The organism is Ruegeria sp. CDSA079 (assembly GCF_059612245.1).
In genome coordinates, this window is the sequence record NZ_JBXWQF010000001.1 from 284,633 (window position 1) to 305,465 (window position 20,833).

Annotated in this window: 20 protein-coding genes and 1 tRNA gene; 14 read left to right on the forward strand and 7 right to left on the reverse strand. The window is 57.0% G+C overall.

Annotated features, from left to right (window positions below; translation table 11 throughout):
- The first annotated feature begins 110 nt into the window (after window positions 1–110).
- Entirely contained in the window at window positions 111–326 is a 216-nt protein-coding gene (locus tag AC2FJZ_RS01395) for a hypothetical protein (RefSeq protein ID WP_496775828.1), read from the forward strand.
- Window positions 327–334: 8 nt separating this feature from the next.
- Here the strand turns inward: AC2FJZ_RS01395 and AC2FJZ_RS01400 are convergent, their stop codons facing one another.
- Window positions 335–553 (reverse strand): hypothetical protein, encoded by a 219-nt coding sequence (locus AC2FJZ_RS01400; protein WP_496775829.1) that lies wholly within the window; start codon window positions 551–553, stop codon window positions 335–337.
- A 152-nt stretch (window positions 554–705) separates the two neighbouring features.
- On the opposite strand from AC2FJZ_RS01400, the gene AC2FJZ_RS01405 reads away from it, so the two are divergent.
- On the forward strand, window positions 706–972 hold the full coding sequence (locus tag AC2FJZ_RS01405; protein ID WP_050603271.1) for a DUF2312 domain-containing protein: 267 nt from the start codon (window positions 706–708) through the stop codon (window positions 970–972).
- A gap of 168 nt (window positions 973–1,140) precedes the next feature.
- Window positions 1,141–1,226, forward strand: a tRNA-Leu gene (locus tag AC2FJZ_RS01410).
- 61 nt (window positions 1,227–1,287) lie between these two features.
- Here the strand turns inward: AC2FJZ_RS01410 and AC2FJZ_RS01415 are convergent.
- Complete coding sequence (locus tag AC2FJZ_RS01415; protein ID WP_496775830.1) at window positions 1,288–1,785, reverse strand: hypothetical protein; 498 nt, start codon at window positions 1,783–1,785, stop codon at window positions 1,288–1,290.
- Complete coding sequence (locus AC2FJZ_RS01420) at window positions 1,778–2,530, reverse strand: response regulator transcription factor (protein ID WP_496775831.1); 753 nt, start codon at window positions 2,528–2,530, stop codon at window positions 1,778–1,780. Before AC2FJZ_RS01420 ends, AC2FJZ_RS01415 begins: the two co-directional genes overlap by 8 nt.
- 602 nt (window positions 2,531–3,132) lie before the next feature.
- Between AC2FJZ_RS01420 and AC2FJZ_RS01425 the strand changes: the two genes are divergently transcribed.
- The 6 genes from AC2FJZ_RS01425 to AC2FJZ_RS01450 all read left to right on the forward strand — a co-directional run bounded on the left by AC2FJZ_RS01425 (window position 3,133) and on the right by AC2FJZ_RS01450 (window position 11,865).
- The gene (locus AC2FJZ_RS01425; RefSeq protein WP_496667432.1) at window positions 3,133–5,427 is read left to right on the forward strand and encodes a hypothetical protein; all 2,295 of its coding nucleotides are present in this window, start codon (window positions 3,133–3,135) and stop codon (window positions 5,425–5,427) included.
- Window positions 5,428–5,557: 130 nt separating this feature from the next.
- Complete coding sequence (locus AC2FJZ_RS01430; RefSeq protein WP_496775832.1) at window positions 5,558–7,513, forward strand: type I secretion protein; 1,956 nt, start codon at window positions 5,558–5,560, stop codon at window positions 7,511–7,513.
- A gap of 40 nt (window positions 7,514–7,553) precedes the next feature.
- Window positions 7,554–9,776 carry a type I secretion system permease/ATPase gene (locus AC2FJZ_RS01435; RefSeq protein WP_496775833.1) on the forward strand — a complete coding sequence of 741 codons (2,223 nt, stop codon included), beginning with the start codon at window positions 7,554–7,556 and terminating at the stop codon, window positions 9,774–9,776.
- A gap of 2 nt (window positions 9,777–9,778) precedes the next feature.
- Window positions 9,779–11,131, forward strand: a complete 1,353-nt coding sequence (locus tag AC2FJZ_RS01440) for an HlyD family type I secretion periplasmic adaptor subunit (RefSeq protein WP_496775834.1) — start codon at window positions 9,779–9,781, stop codon at window positions 11,129–11,131.
- A 78-nt stretch (window positions 11,132–11,209) separates the two neighbouring features.
- Complete coding sequence (locus AC2FJZ_RS01445; protein WP_050603276.1) at window positions 11,210–11,587, forward strand: rhodanese-like domain-containing protein; 378 nt, start codon at window positions 11,210–11,212, stop codon at window positions 11,585–11,587.
- Window positions 11,588–11,679: 92 nt separating this feature from the next.
- Window positions 11,680–11,865, forward strand: a complete 186-nt coding sequence (locus AC2FJZ_RS01450) for a hypothetical protein (RefSeq protein WP_050603277.1) — start codon at window positions 11,680–11,682, stop codon at window positions 11,863–11,865.
- Here AC2FJZ_RS01450 and AC2FJZ_RS01455 read toward each other — a convergent pair whose 3' ends face one another.
- Window positions 11,866–12,624 carry an alpha/beta fold hydrolase gene (locus AC2FJZ_RS01455; RefSeq protein WP_496775909.1) on the reverse strand — a complete coding sequence of 253 codons (759 nt, stop codon included), beginning with the start codon at window positions 12,622–12,624 and terminating at the stop codon, window positions 11,866–11,868.
- Window positions 12,625–12,714: 90 nt separating this feature from the next.
- Between AC2FJZ_RS01455 and AC2FJZ_RS01460 the strand changes: the two genes are divergently transcribed.
- The 4 genes from AC2FJZ_RS01460 (at window position 12,715) to AC2FJZ_RS01475 (ending at window position 14,829) form a co-directional block, all read left to right on the forward strand.
- Entirely contained in the window at window positions 12,715–13,089 is a 375-nt protein-coding gene (locus AC2FJZ_RS01460; RefSeq protein WP_050603279.1) for a hypothetical protein, read from the forward strand.
- Between the two features lie 57 nt (window positions 13,090–13,146).
- Window positions 13,147–13,737, forward strand: a complete 591-nt coding sequence (locus AC2FJZ_RS01465; RefSeq protein ID WP_496775835.1) for a TetR/AcrR family transcriptional regulator — start codon at window positions 13,147–13,149, stop codon at window positions 13,735–13,737.
- Between the two features lie 92 nt (window positions 13,738–13,829).
- Window positions 13,830–14,507 carry a PspA/IM30 family protein gene (locus AC2FJZ_RS01470; protein WP_496775836.1) on the forward strand — a complete coding sequence of 226 codons (678 nt, stop codon included), beginning with the start codon at window positions 13,830–13,832 and terminating at the stop codon, window positions 14,505–14,507.
- A 37-nt stretch (window positions 14,508–14,544) separates the two neighbouring features.
- Window positions 14,545–14,829, forward strand: coding sequence for a YiaA/YiaB family inner membrane protein (locus AC2FJZ_RS01475; RefSeq protein ID WP_050603282.1), 285 nt, complete (start codon window positions 14,545–14,547; stop codon window positions 14,827–14,829).
- Between the two features lie 89 nt (window positions 14,830–14,918).
- On the opposite strand, the gene glyA is transcribed toward AC2FJZ_RS01475, so the two are convergent.
- On the reverse strand, window positions 14,919–16,214 hold the full coding sequence (gene glyA, locus AC2FJZ_RS01480; protein ID WP_496775837.1) for a serine hydroxymethyltransferase: 1,296 nt from the start codon (window positions 16,212–16,214) through the stop codon (window positions 14,919–14,921).
- A 166-nt stretch (window positions 16,215–16,380) separates the two neighbouring features.
- On the opposite strand from glyA, the gene AC2FJZ_RS01485 reads away from it, so the two are divergent.
- Window positions 16,381–17,142, forward strand: a complete 762-nt coding sequence (locus AC2FJZ_RS01485) for an NAD kinase (RefSeq protein ID WP_496667424.1) — start codon at window positions 16,381–16,383, stop codon at window positions 17,140–17,142.
- Window positions 17,143–17,389: 247 nt separating this feature from the next.
- Here the strand turns inward: AC2FJZ_RS01485 and AC2FJZ_RS01490 are convergent, their stop codons facing one another.
- The gene (locus AC2FJZ_RS01490) at window positions 17,390–18,826 is read right to left on the reverse strand and encodes an amidase family protein (RefSeq protein ID WP_496775838.1); all 1,437 of its coding nucleotides are present in this window, start codon (window positions 18,824–18,826) and stop codon (window positions 17,390–17,392) included.
- Window positions 18,827–18,914: 88 nt separating this feature from the next.
- Window positions 18,915–20,804 (reverse strand): propionate-CoA ligase PrpE, encoded by a 1,890-nt coding sequence (gene prpE, locus AC2FJZ_RS01495; protein ID WP_496775839.1) that lies wholly within the window; start codon window positions 20,802–20,804, stop codon window positions 18,915–18,917.
- Window positions 20,805–20,833: the final 29 nt, after the last annotated feature.

Consider the following 20,833-nt stretch of genomic DNA (forward strand, 5'->3'; position numbering starts at 1 on the left):
CCGAAATTACGTTTATGTCAGGCGAATTCTCGCACAAGTTTATGTTATTATCTGCGGGTCGCATTCCCGTTACCTATATCTGGAATACTGGCAACACTTGGGAGGATATTATGACAGCAAATGGTCTTTATTCCGAAGCGGAGCAGCTTGAACAAAAGCTCAGGAACGCGTGCTTGGATACGCGTTTGGCGCTTCAGCCGAGTGTGAGCAAAGTTGTTGACCGTATGCGGCGGCGGGGGATGCCTGTGCCATCTCGCCTGCGTCGACTGGACGCCGCGTTGTGCGAAGACGCGATGGAAGCGCAATTCGATAACTTACCTATCTGAACGGGCGGTCATCCGAAGGATATCCCGAGGATGACCATCATCAGTCCAATAACCGACAAAAACAATGAGGCTAGGTTCCAGGGAAGCACGCCCTGAACAACCGCGCGTAATTCGTCATCCGACAGACCGGCTTTGCGCGCTTTCATCACACGAAGAATACACCAGACAAGACCGCAGAGCCCAGCCAGAGAAAGGGCTGCACCGCCCCAGGTGATGAGTTCGAACATGATGCCCCACATTTCCTCGTGAACCGACCCCGCGCTTAAAGGATCAGGGCAGGTCGTACAAGTGCGCCCTGGGGATTGGGTGCTTGCGACCCGGGCGGCAGCATTGTATCCGGCATCCTGCATCAGATTTTCAGCCTTTGGGAGAGACGCATATGGAAGACATCATCGAAGATCAGGCCGCCGCCAACTATCGCGTGACTGCAGGCGAGCTGCGCCAGTTCATCGAACGGTTCGAGCGTCTGGATGCGGAAAAGAAAGACTTGGCCGAGCAGCAAAAAGAAGTCATGGCCGAGGCCAAGGCACGGGGTTACGACACCAAGATACTGCGGAAAGTGGTCGCACTACGCAAGCGGGACAAGGACGACATCGCCGAGGAAGAGGCGGTTCTGGAGATGTACAAAGAAGCGCTGGGCATGTGAGCAGTTTCAAACCGGGGAGGGGCAGCGCCTCTCCCATTTCAGGTTGAGGAGTGTGGTTGTCTATTGATTAGGCTTCCGGCCACAATTCGCGGCTTTTGCGTCAAAGCGCATTGTTCTCATCCAGTTGTGATTGTAAGGAAACTGAAAGGCCTGACAGGGCTGCGCCGTGCGGGCGTGATGGAATGGTAGACATATCAGACTTAAAATCTGAAGGGCGTATGCCCGTGTGGGTTCGAGTCCCACCGCCCGCACCAGACCACCTTCTCGAAATCACCGAGAATCACAGGCACTTCAAGCGGACTCTGGGCGTCTTATTTAAACCGGATAGCCCAGATCCTGGATCAGCTTCCAAATGTCCCGGTTTGCTGCCGACAGCTTCTGGACAACACTTTCTATCTCGCGCAGTGCCTCGTCATCTACGGTATCTGCGCGGCCGAGTTTGATGTCGGTTTTGCGATCCGCGATCCGCATCAGGATGGTCTTTGGGTTTCCGCTTTCGGGGTCGAACGAATAGATACAATGGTTGTACTTGTTACGGATGCCCGAAAGCTTTGTCAGGCGCTGTGTATGTGCAAGGATCGGGTCGCGGATCTGGGGCGGTCGTCCGTCCATCTTGGCCAACCGTTCGACCAGATCGATTCGCGCACGGGTGGTGTTCAGTGTCAGAAAGATTATGACGGACACATCTTTGGACGCCCCTGTCAGGCCCGCAATCAGGTGGATCAACAGGCTTTCGGTGTTGGTCCACATATAGTTCAACCTGCCCACCAAAAGGATCAGGTGGTCGAACCGGGTTTCGAACGTGTCAGTCAAGAGCGGACAGCTGCGCCGCATGAGGCGCGACCTCAAAAAAGAAATGAGCCGCAGCGGTCCGGTTGCTGACACCGATCTTGCCAACGACGTTGTGCATGTGCAGCTTGACCGTATGTTCGGTGATCCCCAGCTTGGCTGCGATCAGTTTGTTGCTTTTGCCGTGCGAGACCAGTTGTAGCACCTGTTTCTCGCGGCGCGTCAGCTTGGAGTAACGCGACTGCAGCTCGCTGCCATTTGGCGCGGGCGGTGGCGACTGTATCGCATTGGGCGAGGGGGGCTGTTGTGTGACGGCCACGCAATCAGCCAGGAAGCTCGGCAAATACAACTCTTCATGCATCAACAGTCTGAGGATTGCGCGCCATGCATCTGGTGCAACGTTCATCGGCAGAAACCCGATCTCGCCCAACTGCGTGCGATCCCATCCCTGAAACAGACGCCGGGCCGGTTCCTCTTTGCGGTAGGCAATGGCCAGACAGCCCGAACCTGTACATTTGGTATAGGCTTTGGGACGCGACAGCAGATCATCGATCATCATCTGGTCGACAACGATGATCTTGCTTCCGGACGGGTCTTGGTCGCTCATCGCCTCAAGCGTTTCGAACCGCTTTGCGCGCACGCCGAACTCGGTCTGGACACTTCTGAGTGTTTGATTGGAATAGAAGAGTTCTTTCCCAATAAAGACGATCGATAACTCTTCGGAACAGATATTCTGACTGGAAGTTTCTTTCAAACAAGACTTACTCATTATTGCCCCCTACAAAACAGGCGTAACCAGAAATTGAGTAATTCAAAGGAGATATTTGGAATATAAGACGTTAACTAATCAATTAATTACACACGTCTAATCGTAACTTAAATCTCGAATATTTACAACCTGATGGTGCAAGATTGGCTCCGATATCCTAGAACTATTGGTTAGGTTTTCACACCTCGCTTTGTGTAACCATTGGAAACAATGGTATTATTTTTTTGAAAGTATCTTTGTCTAGAACCTGAGCGCCGATCAGGTTTCTTTTTCGGTGTTTTCTCAAAATAGTGAACAAAATCAACGCTAAGGCGGCAATAATACTTTCAGTCAGCTAGCCGCAGGCTTTCGTCGCTGCGAACATGGTCAAGCTTCAATTTCTGAAGTGTCTGTCCCTGACGTGACCGATCCTTGCTTATTTCAGCTTTGTTTTTAGGGGGTCACGCTTTCGGTTTAACCGGGAAAGGAGGTGGCCTCGAATAAACACGCAACGTCCGCATTCAGCGCTTGTCTCGCTGCGTGTGGTTTATTTTGTTTCAACCGCGCCTGATACCGCTTTGTAGATGAATGGCGGTCTGGCGTTCCAGAAATGGGATTTTGTCATGAGACGCAATACAAATAATACCAATGTAACGACCGTCGATGAAATTAACGTCGAAAATCTGGATGCTCCGGTCAATGTTGAAATTCCTGTAGAGGAAGCCTTTGTCGAGGCCGATCTGACAGCGCAACAACAGCAGCAAGATCAGAATGTCGACAACTCGAACGATCAGGGTCAGGATCAGGACCAAGGTCAGGATCAGGGCCAGGAACAGGGTCAGGATCAGGGTCAAGACCAAGGTCAGGACCAGGGCCAGGATCAGGGTCAAGACCAGTCGCAGACGCTGGATGCTGGTGATGACAGCAACGACAACTCGAACAACAACGCCATCAATATCGATTTTGGTGGTGGTGAGTGGATTCCGCGTGACGATGACCAGGTCGATCTGGATCTTGGGGACTCGGCAACAGTTGGTGATGTGATCACCGCAGGCCGCGACCTGACCTATGATCCCGGCGATGACATGAATCTGGACATCTCGATGGATGGTGCCGGTACGGCCATGTCATCCGTCAACAACCAGGTTGCCAGCTTAAGTGATGATGACACACTGGATTCAGCGACCGTGTCGAACAATGCGGGCTTTACCCAGAACGGCAACGCCAATGGCGGTACTGCCACGGCAGCTGAAGGTATCAGAGCGAATGCGGATGGCGGAAACTCTGGCGACGGAGGCACCACGGTTGGTGGCGCGGCAGACTCGTCAACATTGGGCAGCCATGCCTGGGCCGCTGGTGGCGATACCGGCAGTGCTGACGGGGACTCGGACGGCGGAAACGGAGGCTCTTCGGGTGACGCGTCCAACTCAAGCATGGGCGTGGGGACATCCGAAGCCGGCGCGACGGGCGACAGCTCGGGCGGCAATGGCGGTGCTGCTGACAGCTCGTCTTCTTCGGACAACGATGGCAGCACGAGCGCCGATGGCGTTGGTACTGGCGGTGCCGGTGGCAGCGCGGATTCGTTTGGTCTGGGTCTGGGCCTTGGCCTGTCAGGAGCAAGCTCATCGGGCAACGCAGATGGCGGCAACAGTGATTCCGATTCAACCGGAACCGGTACCGGTACGGCGGACAATGCCACGGATGCGTCCGGATCAGACGGCGGTGACGGTAGCGCTGCGACAGAAGGTTCAGCCTCGAACACCAGCGACAGCGACACCGAAGCCAATAACGCCACTGCGGGTGATAACACTGCTGATGGCACCGCAGACAGTGGCGCGGACAGCTCGGCTGATGGCACAGGCGGTGACGGAACCGGTGGTGACGGCACAGGCGGTGATGGAACCGGTGGTGACGGAACAGGTGGTGACGGAACCGGTGGTGACGGCGAAGGTGGCTTTGCCGCGTTGCTTGAAGCCGCGATCATGGAACTGCAGGAAGAGCTTGGCATGATTGATGCCGAACCCGGCGAAGGCGGTGACGGAACCGGCGGCGACGGAACCGGAGGAGATGGTTCTGGCGGTGATGGTACGGCTGGCGATGGCTCGGGTGGCGATGGTTCCGGTGGAACAGCGGACGCAACTTCCGACGCCCAGGGCGTTGGTGATCAGTCGGCAAGCGGACCGGATATCGACCAGAGTCCAGGTGACGTGAACGGTTCAGCCAGCAATTCGCAAGCTACGGATGGCAGCGGCGGTGACGGCGGTTCGAATACAGCCGACGGCGCAGCAGATGCAATGGGTTCCGGAACATCGGCTGCTGATGGTGACGGTGGAGCAGGTGGCAGCACAACTCCGACGTCTACCTCAAGCGGCACCGGTGCGGGATCTGCTGATGCGGCCAATACCGCAGGTGATGGCGGAGCCGCTGATGTATTCGGAGATGCGGACACCAATGGTGCCGCTGACAGCTTGGCCGAAGCGATTGCCGGATATGGTGGCGCGGGTAGCTCTGACAACGATGCGACCTCGACCGGATCTGGTGACGCAACGGGTGCAGCCAACTCGGGTGCTGGTGGTGCCGGTGGCGCGTCAGCCGCAAATGGCGGAACCAGCGGAGCCTCGATGGGCAGCGCAACCTCGGGTGACACCATGGGTGGCACCATCACGGGCGGCAGCGCGGCCGGGGCCTATTCCGGCGACGGTGGAGCAGGCGGCAATGGCGGAACGTGGGGCGCGAACAATGGTGGCGATGGTATCGTGACCGGCGAGTCCTATGCCTCGGCTGCGGCAGTGGTCGATACTTCGGCTTTCAACCAGTCGATCATTATGGGTGCCAACGTGCTTGGCAACTCGGTCGATACGACCATGGTTGGCGGCTCGATGAACGTTTCGTCTGCAAGCGACGACACTGACGTTTAAGTCAAATAGCGGGGTTCGTATTTTCGGGCCCCGTTGATCTTTCAAAACTGCCGAGGCCGTAAATCGCGGCCTCGGCCCAACTGACCCAAAGCGGAAATTTTTGCCGACACGGGTGTAAAGGAAAACCGACATGGCCCTTGACAGTATTTCTGAAACGATAGCGCATTTTGTTGGAGCTTTTGAGCTTACAATCGAACAGTCCCGGCTGAGGGATCAGTACGAGGAATTTACAGCGCTCAGGCGCAAAGCCGAAATTGAGGGGCTGGAAGATCCGGCCTCGATCCATATCAAGGCAGATTTGGATATTCCTGCGGGTGTGTACAAAGCGCTGCCCTACAGCTTTCAACCTTCTGACCCCGAAATGCCGCTGCCGAATGCGCCCAGTGTGCCGGTGTCGGAATCGGTGATTATTGTCGACGGCCCCGGGCAACCCGTTCGTTTTGTGCCAGAGAGCGAAGCAGGCGATACTGGCCCGTCTTCCTTTGTCGAATTGATCATTCTACCGCCAGAAACAGTACCGTTAGGATCAGCAGTAACCGTCACCGTGCAGACTGTTTTCATGCGCGACAATGACGTTGTGGGCGAGGGCGATTTTCGGGATCCCGAGACGCTTATGGCCCAGGGTAAGCAGATGCTGGACATGGCGCTGTCGCTGCACGCGGTTGCCGCGCCGTCTTTTTCACTCGCGGACTACCAATCGACGGAAATGCTCGACGCGCTGGCCGAACAGATGATGACCCCGATGACCTCAGACATAGAGGGCGTGACGGTGCACCAGTTTCACGGCAGTGAAGCGTTGGGTGTGATCGTCAATGGCAAACACGTGGCAGACGCACCGGTATGGAAAGACCTGTTACCCGAATTCCACCAGCCCGAAGATACAAGTGACTCAGCTGAACTTCCGTTTCCTGATGAATGGGATCAGTCAAAAGACCCCGAATTTGATGACGGGCATTTGGTCGTGACCGGCGGCAACGTGGCAATCAATGCAATGGCGGCGACCGTCGCCTGGGTGGATGCCCCAATCATTGCCGTAGGAGGGCAGGCGGTTAGCCTGACTGCCATTAGCCAGGTCGCAGTTGTTTCCGACTGGGATCAAGGTGCTCCGGGAACAGGCAGTGGCACCAACATCGTGCAGACGTCGCAAATCGAGGTCGAATCCAAAACAGCACCTTGGCTTGGTGCAACGTCTGGCGCTGCGGGTGCGGCACCGATTGTCATCGTCGACCATGTTCAGGGTGATCTGGTTGTCGCAAATTTCATCAAGCAAGATATCGATGCTACGGATATCGACCAAATCGAGACCGAGATTTCAGCTTCGTCGACCGTGTACGCGCTGGGCGACAACGAAATGTACAATGTCTCTGACCTGATCCAGCTGGGCAATTACTATGATGTGATCATCATCGACGGAAACATGATCTCGGTAGACGTTGTAAACCAGACGATCGTGTTGGTGGATGACGACGTCATCAGCGGCGGCATGGACCCGGCAGCGGACGGAGACGAGGCCGGGGACGACGAAAATCTGGTCATGAACGAAGCCTCTGTCAAAACGGTCGGGGACGATACCTATCAGGACATGTCCCACGAAATGTCTGACACCATGGCACTGGCTGATGACGACATAGCAGCGCTTGAGGATGCGTTGTTGAATGATCCCAATTTCGCTGGAATGGAGCAGATACGCGTTCTCAAGATCGACGGAGATCTGTTGCAGGTGAACGTCGTCGAACAGACCACCGTAATGCAGGATCAGGATGACATCGAACTGTCCGGCCCTGATGCGCCCCAGACACAGGTGGTGGCTGGCAGCAACGCCCTGTTGAACAGCGCAAGTGTGACCAAGATGGGTGTGGATTCGACAATCATGGCCGCCAACGGGGCATATTCCGATCTGATGCTGCATCAGGCCAGCCTGCTGGATATGCCGAACAACGAAGACATAACGACAATGACCAATGAAGCCATCGCCGCCATAATGAGCGATATGAGCATCGCGCAGCCTGATGCTGCGTTGGCTTTAACCTCTCCAACAACCGATCCCACGACCAACGACGATGGCCTGCAAACCTTGCTGGTCTGATTTTTCCCGTATTTTTACCGAGTGACCAAAAGGTTAATAAATGTCGATCGTATTCACGTCGCGCCGCCCGTATTTGTCCAGCCCGCTGGACAGGCAGGGCGGAGGAGGGCCGCAAAACCAAAGTCTTGGCGAAAGGGTAAGACCCGTGCCCCAAGGGCCAAGACCGGCACCACGTTTGCATCTGACACAACAGATGCGTGTGTCAGACCCGGACCCGAACACTTCAGTTGAATCTGAGACAATGAAGCAATCCGAAGAACAACAACACTCACGCGAAGAACTGCGCGCTGATCCTCCCCATCGGCGTGCGCAGCCGCGACCCGCTCAAGACAAGGACCCAGCGGGTGGCAGCCATGGGGTGGCCGACGCTGGTGGTCCCGATCAGTCAACCGCCGAGGAAACGACTGCGCGTAAGACCCCCTCTGCTCGCGCAGCCGGCGAAAATCGCATGGGCACCACGATCGAGGCCGAGGCGAACCAGCCACTGCTGCATAATCAGACCGGCGGCGGTGATGGCAAAGGGCCACCCCAAACTTTTCACAAGCGCACCCCGCCCGAGGATTTTCAACGCACCCTGCGTGTGTCGATCCGGGCGATCTGGCGCAACCTTGCCTTTGTGCTGGTTCTGACATGCGCCACCAACATCCTGATCCTGGCGATCCCGATCTATCTGTTTCAGATCAGTGACCGCGTTCTGACCAGCCGGTCTTTGGACACTCTGATCATGCTGACCGCAATCGTCGCAGGCGCGGTGATCTTTCAGTCGGCCTTCGACGCGGTGCGCCGGTTCATGCTGATGCGCACAGGGGTCGAAGTGGCGGCCCGCCTGGGCGCGCCGGTGCTAAGCGCTGCGGCCCATGCCTCGTTGCACGGCAATGGGCGCGAATATCAGACGCTTGGCGACTTGCAGCAACTGCGCGGCTTTATGGTGTCGGGTACTCTGATCTCTTTCCTGGACGTACCTTTCGCGCCCTTGTTCATCCTGATGATTTTCCTGGTGCATCCGCAGCTGGGCATGATTGTTATCGTGACCGCGCTGCTCTTGATGACGATTGCCCTGATCAACCAGAAAATGACGGCCAAACCCTTTGCCGAAGCCAACAAGGCGCAATCCCTGGCGAACCTGCATCTGGATTCGATGTCACGCAACAGCCAGATCATTAACGCGCTGGCCATGATCCCCGAAGCTGTGCAGATCTGGGGTCGCGACACCGCCCAATCGCTGACATGGCAGGTGCGTGCGCAGGACCGAAACGTGATCTTTGCGGCGATCTCACGGGCTGTCAGGCTGCTGACTCAAATCGGAATTCTGGGCTGGGGTGCGTATCTGGCGTTGCAAGGAGAGATCACCGGCGGGATGGTGATTGCTGCTTCAATTATTGCAGGGCGTGCTTTTGCCCCCATCGAAGGCTCGATTGAGGGCTGGAACAGCTACTTGCTGACACGCGGGGCTTATGGGCGGATCAAGGCTTTGCTGTCGACCTCGGCCCTGCAATTCGAAAAGCTGCGCCTGCCGCGTCCTGAAGGCCGTATGGATGTAGAACGCTTGTTATATGTGCCCGGTGGAACCAAACGTGTGGTTTTGAACGGGATCACATTTTCGCTGACTCCCGGTGAAACGCTGGCCATCATTGGTAATTCCGGTGCCGGTAAAACCACGCTGGGGAAAACGCTGGTCGGGTCCATTCTGCCTACATCAGGCAGTGTGCGGCTGGACTTGATGGATATTCGAAATTGGGACCCGCGCCAGTTCGGGGAAAGCATCGGCTACCTGCCACAGGATGTTCAACTGTTCCCCGGCACGATAAAGGACAATATTGGCCGGATGCGGGCAGATGCGACCGACGAACAAATTCATGACGCTGCCGTTCTGGCCGATGTTCACAACATGATCGCAACCCTGCCGCAAGGATATGAGACCGTAGTGGCCTCAGATGGCTCGCCTTTGTCGGGCGGACAGAAACAGCGCATTGCGCTGGCGCGTGCGTTCTTTGGCAACCCGAGATTGGTCGTGCTGGATGAGCCAAATTCAAACCTCGACGTCGCCGGGGACAAGGCACTGGCCTGCGCCATAGAACAGGCGCGCGAAAGCAAGATCACCGTGGTTGTCATCACGCAGAAGCCAACGCTTTTGAACGTGGTCGACAAGATCATGCTGCTGACCGATGGTCGCGTGGCCCTGTTCGGTCAGCGCGATCAGGTTCTGCAACAGCTCAACACGCCGCGTAAGCAAACCGGAATTGAAGGCCAGCAGGGGGGCTGACCATGAATGACCTCGTACCTGTGAAAAATTCTGCCGATGACCCTCAGCTCTGGTATGCCGAGGTTCCGCGCTCAATCAACCGGCTGATCGCTATCGGCCTCGTCATGCTTTTGGTGTGCTTTGGTGGTTTTGGGGTCTGGTCTTTCAGCGCCCCGCTGGCAGCCGCGGTAATCGCACAAGGCAGTTTTGTTGCCACTGGTCGCAATAAGATCGTTCAGCATCTTGAGGGTGGAATTATTGAAGATATCAAGGTGGTCGAAGGGCAGTCGGTTCAGGCCGGTCAGGTGCTGATGACGTTGGACCAAACCTCGGCGCAGGCCAATGAGCGCGAGCTGTTCATCCGCAAACTGCGCCTGCAAGCCATGACCCAAAGGCTGCTGGCCGAATACGGTGAACGCGACCGCCTTGTGTTTTCTCGGGACCTTATCGAGGCGTCTGACGATGTCGAAATCATGACTATTCTCGATGGGCAAAAGCTCAGCTTTGATGTGTCGCGTAAGACTCTTCTGAACGATGTCGCGCTGCTGGAGCGGAACATGGAAGCGTTGAAAATCCGATCCAGCGGGTTTGAGGCTCAGCTGGACAGCATGATGCGGCGTGCCGAGATCTTGCAGGAGGAGTACGAGGCCAAGAGCCAGCTGTACGAAAAGGGTTTGGTTCGCAAGGGTGACTTGAACACAATTCGTCGCGTTCAGGCCGAAGCGGAGGGACAGCAGGCGCGCTTGCAGGCTGAAGCTGCCGAAATAAATCAGATGCTGCTGAAATACGACGAACAGATCATGCGCACCCGATCTGCCTATCGTGAAGCCGCGCTGGATGAGCTGGGCGTGATCGAAGCCGATCTGGAAAGCGTGCGTGAAAAATCTCGTCAGGCGCGCAACGTTCTGGATCGGGCCGTGGTCCGGGCGCCTGTGACCGGCACGGTGGTACGGTTGCATTACCACACTCCGGGCGGTGTCATTGAGACCGGCGAACCCATTGCCGAAATCTTACCCGCCGATGCGCCTCTGATCATCGAAGCGCAGATTCCCCGCACCGAAATCGACAGTGTGGTACAAGGGCAGATAGCCTCGGTCCGTCTGATCGCATTGAACCAGCGCACGACGCCAGTGTTGTATGGCGAGGTTTTCTATATTTCTGCTGATGCTTTGCCTGAACAGACCTCGGGCAGCCCACAGGAAGTATATCTGGCGCGCATTTCCCTGACACCGGATGAATTGCAACGGGTCAGCGGCTTTATTCCAACGCCGGGGATGCCGGCTGAAATCATGATCCAGACCGAAGAACGGACCTTTGCCGCCTATATCGCCAAGCCCGTGTCAGACAGTATGTCGCGCGCGTTTCGTGAACATTGAGGCAACTGCGTCCGTCACGGCTACACCTTCCAAACTTCGCATGTTAACCCTTGCCGGGTAAGGTGAAGGAGAACACGCATGCCGGTGACGGTCAAAGACATGATGGAGGCCGCCAACGCGGTGGTCGCGCGGATTGATACCGCGCAGGCAAAGACGATTCTGGAGCAGGGCGGGCTGTTGCTGGACATTCGCGATGCGACGGAACTGCAAGCCACAGGTCGCGCTGCGGGGGCGCATCATATCCCACGAGGAATGCTGGAGTTTCGCGCAGATGACACGCTGCAGTCCCATGATCCGGAACTGCGCAAAGATCGCCCCATCGTTCTGCATTGCGCCTCGGGTGGGCGTGCAGCGTTGGCTGGCAAGCTGCTGAAAGACATGGGGTATCAGCAGGTCTACAACCTGGGCGGCCTGGTGGATTGGGTGAACGGAGGCGGCGAGCTTATCAATTCCTGACACAGATACATTTCGCATCTGACCCAAATCAAAGCGAAATACATTCGAATCGTGTGACGTTTGACAGGAAGTCACCAAAAGGAAGCCCGGCCATGTTTCGCCTTGCCGCTATGCTGTATTCACTGATCGCAACTGCCCTGTCGGGTTCGGCCGTAATCGCCGTATTGTCTGCCGGGTTGGTTTCCGTCAGTGCAATTGTTGGTGCCGCTGCGGCAGGGGCCGTGATCGCTGTACCGGCCTCCTGGATGGTCGCCAAGCGGCTTTATCAGGGCGCATGATCAAGCATTCAGAAACGTTCTGACGGCAGCTTCGAACTCGCGCGGTTTCTCGGCGTGCAGCCAATGCCCAGCCCCGGGGATCTTGGCAAACCGTGCGCTGGGAAACAGTGCGCGGATTTTGTCGCGATGTTCCGGCAGGACATAATCCGACGCACCACCGGACAAAAACAGCACGGGACCGTCCCACGATGCATCCAGATCGGGATAGCCCATGATATTGGGCATCTGGTCCGCCAAAACATCCAGGTTCAGAAGCCAGCGTTTCCCATTGATATCCAGGGATTGGGTAAAGAAACTCTGCAGCGCTTTTTCAACGCCCAGTTCTGCCAGTTGTTGCTCTGCGTCCGAACGGCGTTCGATGCGTGAAAAATCAACCGCTCGCATGGCCTCGATGAACTGGATCTGACTGTGCGTGTACTTCACCGGTGCAATGTCGGCGACAACCATTTTGTTCACCAAGGACCCATGTTGCAGCGCCAGCGTCATCGCAGCCTTGCCACCCATCGAATGACCCATCACATCGGCCAAGCCGCCAACTTGTTCGATCACTTCGGCAATATCCTGCGCCAGATGGGGATAATCATGCTGGGGGTCCCACGCGCTGCGGGCGTGATTGCGCATATCCACGGCCACAACCTGCCGTTCGTCCGAAAGCCTTTTGGCAATCACGCCCCAGTTGCGGGCGGATCCATACAGGCCATGTGCAATAATAAGCGGGGGAAGGGCGGTTGGCGCGCCATGTAAAATCGTATTCAGCATATCCCGAGTGATACTCGCGCGCACCGCTGACGACCAGCCCCATTGTCGGTCCATGAACCAGACGCTAGATTGCGCGGTAGGAGGCGCCCTATGTCGCAAGACCCAGACATTCAAACCCGTATCGCAGAAACCGTGGCCTTGTTGCGGGCCAAGCTTGGCGTGCGGGATAAAACGCTTGAGGCGTCGATCCGAAAAGCCAAACGGCGACTTCCCCGACGCGTCTATAAACAGGCCATGGTGCTGGCCCGGTCCGAGGCAATGGCTGCACATCCCAAACTGAGGCTGGTTCTGGACACACCCAAGCTGAACCACGCATCGGAGGTGGTGCAAGGTCATCTCAGCGCAATCAATCTGGCTGACCGAAGATGGGGCTGGTTTCTGGGGATGTTGGGTGGATTGGCCTTTAACCTGCTGGCACTGACGACACTGCTGCTGGTTTTTCTGTGGTGGCGCGGCTTGATCTGACCTCGGGTTCTGGACTATGCGCAGGGATCTGAACGTGGTTCAAAATTCGAGGGCGCGATGTCAACCAAAGCACAAATCCGGCGAGAGCAGTTGCGCGAAAAACTGGTTGAGGTCGCCGAGATACGCATTGATCGACACGGTCTTAGCGATCTACGTGCACGCGATCTGGCCAAGGACGCCGGATGCGCGTTGGGGGCCATATATAACGTGTTTGAAGATCTGAACGCGATTGTCATGGCTGTGAACGGGTGCACGTTCAAACGACTGGGGCAAGCGGTCGGAACGTCTTTTGATGGCAGCGAGCCCCCAGTACAACGGCTGATTGTCATGAGTACGGCCTATCTGCATTTCGCTGATGCAAACGCCAACTTATGGCGAGCCTTGTTTGACCTGCAGATGCCGGATGATGGCCCCGTACCGGAATGGTATCGCAATGCATTGAAAGAGCTGTTTTCTTTCATTGCCGAACCCGTCAGCGAATTGTTCCCTGAACTGGATCGGTTCGAGATGGATCTGATGACACGTGCATTGTTCTCATCGGTCCACGGAATCGTCACCCTTGGTTTGGAAAACCGTATCTCGGGCGTTCCACCGGAACAGATCGAACGCATGATTGCGCAGGTTCTTTCACGAATTGGAAACAAATAGTTTCATGAACGACGTTCAGTAAATACTTGAACGACGTTCACGGTATTGCTATCTCCACTTTATGAACGTTGTTCATGAACTTGGAGGATCACATGTTCAATACATTGAAGACCCTGATGAGTGGTGCAAATGCTCGGGCCGAAGACCGTCTGCGCGATAATTTTTCCATTGAGCTAATTGACCAGAAAATCCGTGAGGCAGACCAAAACCTGAAGGCCGCCAAGCTGACGCTTGCCAGCCTGATCCAAAAACAACGCGGCGAATCCCGCCAAATCGAAACCTTGCAAACCCGCATCGAAGATTTGATGGAACGGGCCCGTCAAGCGCTGGAGGATGATCAACAGGATCTTGTTCAAAGCGCCGCGCAGGCGGTTGCAGATTTGGAAAACGAACTGGTGCTGCGCCAGCAAACCGTTGACCGGCTTGAGGCGCGTATCCTGCAGCTGCGTCATTCGGTTCAGACCGCCAACCGCCGTATCCTGGATCTCAAGCAGGGGGCAATTTCGGCGCGTGCGGTAAAACGAGAGCAGGGGCTGCAAAAGCGGCTGAACCGTCATGTGGGTGGCACCAGCCCTGCTGAAGAAGCTGAAGAGCTGATCGCCCGTGTCATGACCCAGGATGACCCGTTCGAACAATCCGAAATCCTACGCGAGATCGACGCGGGTCTGGATCACAGCACCGTGGCCCAGCGAATGGAAGAGGCCGGTTATGGCCCCAAAACCCGCTCCAGTGCGGCGGATGTTCTGAGTCGTCTCAAGGCTCAATCCTGAAACTGACAAACCCGTATTTTAACTAAGGAGACTTCCAATGACCAATCGTGGCGAAAACAACCTGATCCTGATGCTGAACGGTGCTGGCGTGGCCGTGGCTTACCTGCTGCTGGGCATCTCTCTGTATCTGTCCACGGACGTGCCGCTGGCCACCAAAGGATACTGGGGCATGGGCATCGTTTTGCTGACGCTCAGCCTGATCAACGTTGTGAAATATCGCTTTGACGGCCGTTCGGCCGAGGATCGCATCAACAGGATCGAAGAGGCGCGAAATGAAAAGCTGCTGGAAGAAGCCTTGAAAGAGGCCGAGGGCGAGGTCTGATCCCATCCGTCCGAGCCGTTGGTTTCGGACTGAGCTTTAGCAAGAAAAACGGCGCCTCGGAGGCGCCGTAATCCTTCGTTTTTTGCCGATTACATATTCGGATAGATCGGGAACCGCGCGCAGAGCTCCGCGACCTCGGCCTTGACCTTTGCTTCGACCGCGCCGTTGCCGTCTTCGCCATTGGCGGCCAGGCCGTCGACCACTTCGATGATCCAGTCGGCGATCTGGCGGAATTCGGTCTCGCCGAAACCACGAGTGGTACCTGCCGGGCTGCCCAGACGGATGCCCGAAGTCACGGTCGGTTTCTCCGGATCAAACGGTACACCGTTCTTGTTGCAGGTGATATGCGCCCGGCCCAGGGCCTTTTCGGTCGCGTTGCCCTTCACGCCTTTCGGGCGCAAGTCGACCAGCACAACGTGAGTGTCGGTACCGTGGGTTACGGTGTCCAGACCGCCCTTGATCAGCTGATCCGACAGTGCCTGCGCGTTGGTGACGACCTGCTGGATGTAGCCTTTGAACTCAGGCCGCAGCGCCTCGCCAAAGGCCACGGCCTTGGCCGCGATCACATGCATCAGCGGGCCGCCCTGAATGCCGGGGAAGATGGCCGAGTTTACTTTCTTGGCGATCGCCTCGTCATTGGTCAGGATCATGCCGCCGCGCGGGCCGCGCAGGGTCTTGTGCGTGGTCGTTGTGGCAACATGCGCATGCGGGAAGGGGCTGGGGTGTTCGCCCGCCGCGATCAGACCGGCGATATGGGCCATGTCCACGTGCAGGTATGCGCCCACCATGTCGGCAATCTCGCGCATGCGGGCAAAGTCGATGGTGCGCGGGATGGCCGAGCCGCCTGCGATAATCAGCTTGGGCTGATGCTCTTTCGCCAGCGCCTCGATCTGATCATAGTCGATCAGGTTATCCTGCTTGCGCACGCCATAATGCACGGCGTTGAACCATTTGCCCGACTGATTGGGGGCCGCACCGTGGGTCAGGTGGCCGCCCGCATCCAGGCTCATGCCCAGAATGGTGTCGCCGGGTTTGATCAGCGCCTGGAACACACCCTGGTTGGCCTGAGAGCCCGAGTTCGGCTGTACGTTGGCAAAGCCGCAGCCGAACAGCTGCTTGGCGCGGTCGATGGCGAGGTTCTCGGCAATGTCGACGAACTGGCAACCACCATAGTAGCGACGACCGGGATAGCCTTCGGCGTATTTGTTGGTCATCACCGAGCCCTGCGCTTCCATCACGGCGGCAGAGACGATGTTCTCGGATGCGATCAGCTCGATCTCATCGCGCTGACGGCCCAGTTCCGACGTGATCGAGCCAAAAAGCTCGGGATCACGGTCGGCAAGCGACTGGGTGAAAAATCCGGTGTCACGAATATTGGCGTTCATGGGCGCTCCACATGGCTGGGTAAAACTTGCGGATTTCCTATCGGAAACGCCCCATGCGCAAAAGGCTTAAAGCGACGATTTTGCCTGCTGAGGCGTCAAGACTGGTCTATTGGGGAAAGGTATGTTTGTTTCGGAACCAAATGTGCAGCACCGGAAACCGGAAAACATGAAAAAGAGAATCGCCTTTCTTGCCAGCGAGGTCAAAGTGGCGCAAACGGCCCGGGATATTCTGGTGGCCAAACACGGTAACGCGGCGCCTCGCGATGCAGATGTTGTAGTGGCGCTGGGCGGTGATGGCTTCATGTTGCACACCCTGCACAACATGCAGCACCTTGATACACCGGTCTATGGGATGAACCGTGGTACGATCGGGTTCCTGATGAATGAATACCACGAAGACGACCTGTTGGCGCGGCTTGAAGACGCCGAAGAAGAGGTCATCAACCCGCTGGCGATGCGTGCGATGGATCAGTCAGGCAAGCTGCACGAGGCGCTGGCCATCAATGAAGTGTCGCTGCTGCGAGCAGGCCCGCAGGCTGCAAGGCTGAAGATCAGTGTCGATGGCCGCGTGCGCATGTCGGAGTTGATGTGCGATGGAGCCTTGCTGTCTACGCCAGCCGGTTCGACGGCCTATAACTACTCGGCGCACGGGCCGATCCTGCCGATTGGATCGGACGTTCTAGCGTTGACGGCGATTGCGGCTTTCCGACCCCGCCGATGGCGCGGTGCGCTCCTGCCCAAGATTGCGAAGGTTCGGTTTGATGTCTTGGACGCGGACAAACGCCCCGTCATGGCAGATGCAGATTCTGTTTCCTTCCCTGATATCGACTGGGTTGAAATCAGGTCCGAACCTGGGATTGGCCACCGTATCCTATTTGACCCGGGGCATGGGCTGGAAGAACGCCTCATTTCCGAGCAATTCACCTAAATTCGGGGCGTTACGCATTTTTTTCAGTTTGTGTGAACCAGTTCACAGGGAAATCCTTACCGATTGGCTAATGTGAGGTTACCCGGAAATCACGCCAAGGTGGAAGTGAGTGGCCACCTGAACGGCGTTGTAGAATGGTTGCGCAAATTTCGCGCTGGCGAGGGTGGGTGGTGCTACGCTCGTCATCTGAATTCCGGGCTTATTTAAGCAGTTGGACCTCGGGCACAATGACCCGAGGTCTATTTTTTTAAACCCTAGCCATTTGGTTCCAAAGTGGCGCACACATCTGCCCAACGCGAGCTTCGATTGCAGCCGCCGCATCCACGGCCAGATCCTCGCGCCATCGCTGGGCTGCAATCTGAACATTGATCGGTTGTGGCCCCTTGGGCAGATCGGCCAGCCGCGCGGGTACGCAGGCCGCCGGAAGCCCCAGGAAGTTCATCGCGTAAGAATACACCGCGCAGCCCAGAACCTCGTGAACGCCTTCAGCCCCTTCTGTGTCGCGGTCGGGTTTGAAGAAGGGTTGCGGCAGGAACGGGGACAGAACCAGTGGATAATCTTGCAAGAAAAGCGACCACTCCCGCGCGTAGTGGCTGCGTTTGGCCAGCATTTTTACCAGCTCGGTTTCGACGATCGGCGGGAACTCCTGAAAGTAGACGTCAAAAATCTCTCGGATGGTTTGCGAGCCGGCCGCTTCGATATCCGATTTCATCAGCGTAAGCACTTCGCCCATAAGCGCGCGGTACCCGACCCGCCCACATTCGAAAACGTCCGGCGGATCAACCTCTTCCACGGCATAACCTGCATCAACCAATGCGTCGCGTGCCGTATCCAGGGCCTTTTCGACTTCCGGATGCAGAGCATAACCAAAGGTGTTTTTCGTGAACGCCACCCTGATCGGCCTATCCGGGACTTCACCGCGCCAAGGCATCGGCACATGGAACGGGTCGCGCGCATCAGACGCGATCAGGCTGGGCATCGACAGGTGCAAGTCCGCCGCCGAGCGGGTGATCAGACCCTGAACGGACATTGATTGGGCCAGCAAGCCACGCTCGGCCTTTTGGCTTGGGTTCCAGGCGGGAACACGCCCCAGCCCTGGTTTCACTGTGACCGCCCCGTTGGCCGCTGCGGGAAAGCGCAGGCTGCCGCCGATATCATTACCGTGGGCCAGCGCGCCGATGCCGGCCATCACGGCTGCGCCCGCCCCTCCGGATGATCCGCCGGGTGAGATGTGGCTTCCCCAGGGGTTATGTGTGCGCCCGTAAAGCGCGTTGTCCGTGTCGGCGCGAAACGAAAATTCTGGCGTGTTGGTTCGTCCAATGACAACGGCCCCGGCCTTTTGCAGATTACTGACGATCGGCGCGTCATCCGGCGCGATGACATCTTTCAATGCCACAACGCCATTGGTCGTCGCATGACCTTTTTGGTCGACATTCACTTTGATTGTGACCGGCACACCATGCAGCGGGCCCGTTGCTTGACCGCTTGCACGTACGTGGTCAAGAGAATGTGCACGCTCCAAAGCCTCTGTGCGCAGATCCTCTACCACTGCATTCAGGTCGGGATTGACCTCATCCATCCGGTCAATCGAAGCCTGAACAGCCTCGGTCGCACTCAAATCGCCGCGTCGTGTCAGAGTGGTCAAGTCTGTGGCGCTGAGACGCCAGATGTCAGAATGTGTCATGGGCCCTCACTGTGTTGGAGCGACAGTAGGGGGCCTGTTTCAGGTTGCAAGTGCAGACATGAAAAGGGCGGCTTGCGCCGCCCCAAGATTACTTAGCGTAACCGATTGTTTGCAAGGCGTCCTTGATTTCATCGAGGATGGCAGGATCGTCGATCGTTGCGGGCATTTTATAGTCCTGACCGTCAGCAATCGAGACCATCGTGCCGCGTAGGATCTTGCCCGATCGGGTCTTGGGCAGCCTGTCGACGACCACGGCCAGTTTGAAGGCTGCAACAGGGCCGATCTTTTCGCGCACCATCTTGACCACTTCCTGTACCACGTCGCCATGATCCCTGTCAGCGCCCGCATTCAGGCACAGGAACCCAACCGGCATCTGACCCTTTAACTGATCCGATACGCCGATGACTGCGCACTCGGCCACGTCCGGGTGGGCGGCCAGCACCTCTTCCATGCCGCCGGTCGACAGGCGGTGGCCTGCCACGTTGATGACGTCATCGGTACGCGCCATGATATAGAGGTACCCGTCTTCATCGATCATGCCTGCATCACCGGTTTCGTAAAACCCGGGGAAGTGCTCCAGATAGGATTTTTTGAACCGTGCCTCTGCGTTCCACAGGGTCGGCAACGTGCCCGGAGGCAACGGCAGCTTGACTGCGATGGCCCCCAGCTCACCCGCCTTCATCGGGTGGCCGCCTTCGTCCAGAATCTGCACGTCATAGCCCGGCATCGGTTTGGCGGGTGAGCCCAGCTTGACCGGCAGTTCTTCTATACCCATCGGGTTGCCTGCGATGGCCCAACCCGTTTCGGTCTGCCACCAGTGGTCGATTACGGGAACCTTCAGTGCATCTTGCGCCCAGATGATGGTGTCGGGATCGGCCCGTTCACCTGCGAGGTACAAAGCGCTTAGATGAGACAGGTCGTATTTGGCGATCAGTTCGCCTTTTGGGTCTTCTCGTTTTACGGCGCGGATAGCGGTGGGTGCGGTGAAGAAGCTTTTCACCTTATGCTCCGAAATCACGCGCCAGAAGGTGCCCGCATCAGGGGTGCCGACCGGTTTACCTTCGAACACGATGGTCGTGTTCCCGTGGATTAGCGGCGCGTAGCAGATATAGGAGTGGCCCACGACCCAGCCCACATCGGATGCCGCCCAGAACACGTCGCCGGGATCGACGTTGTAAATGTTCTTCATCGTCCAGTTCAGCGCAACCAGATGCCCGGCAGTGGGGCGCACAACCCCCTTGGGCGCGCCTGTCGTGCCCGAAGTGTAGAGGATGTACGCTGGATCATTTCCGTCGACTGGTACGCACTCGGCCGGTTCAACGCCGTATTGGAAGCCATGCCAGTTGAAATCGCGCCCTTCGATCAGCTGGGCAACCTCTTGCTCGCGTTGAAAAATAACGCAGAACTCAGGCTTGTGCTTGGCCAGATCGATCGCGCCATCAAGCAGGGGTTTGTAGTGGACCACGCGACCCGGCTCCATCCCGCACGACGCGGCGATGATCGCTTTGGGTTTGGCGTCATCAATGCGTACGGCCAACTCGTTGCTGGCAAACCCGCCGAATACAACCGAATGCACCGCGCCCAGACGCGCACAGGCCAGCATCGCCTCAAGCGCTTCGGGGATCATCGGCATGTAGATGATGACGCGATCACCTTTTTCAACGCCTTTTGCCCGCAGCGCACCGGCAAGGTTGGCCACACGGTTGCGCAGTTCAACATATGAAATCTCGCGCTTGGTGTGGGTAATCGGGCTGTCATAGATGATGGCCGTTTGTTCGCCACGGCCATTTTCCACGTGACGATCTACTGCGTTCCAGCACGTGTTGACCCGCGCGTCACTGAACCATTCATACAGTGGCGCATTGTCGTCGAACAACGCTTTGCTGGGTTCTTTTACCCAGTCGATCCCCTTGGCGGCGCCCATCCAGAACGCTTCGGGGTCAGTTTTCCAGCTGTCATAAACGTCCTGATACACCATTTCGTCCTCCTCACAACGACTTGGACATT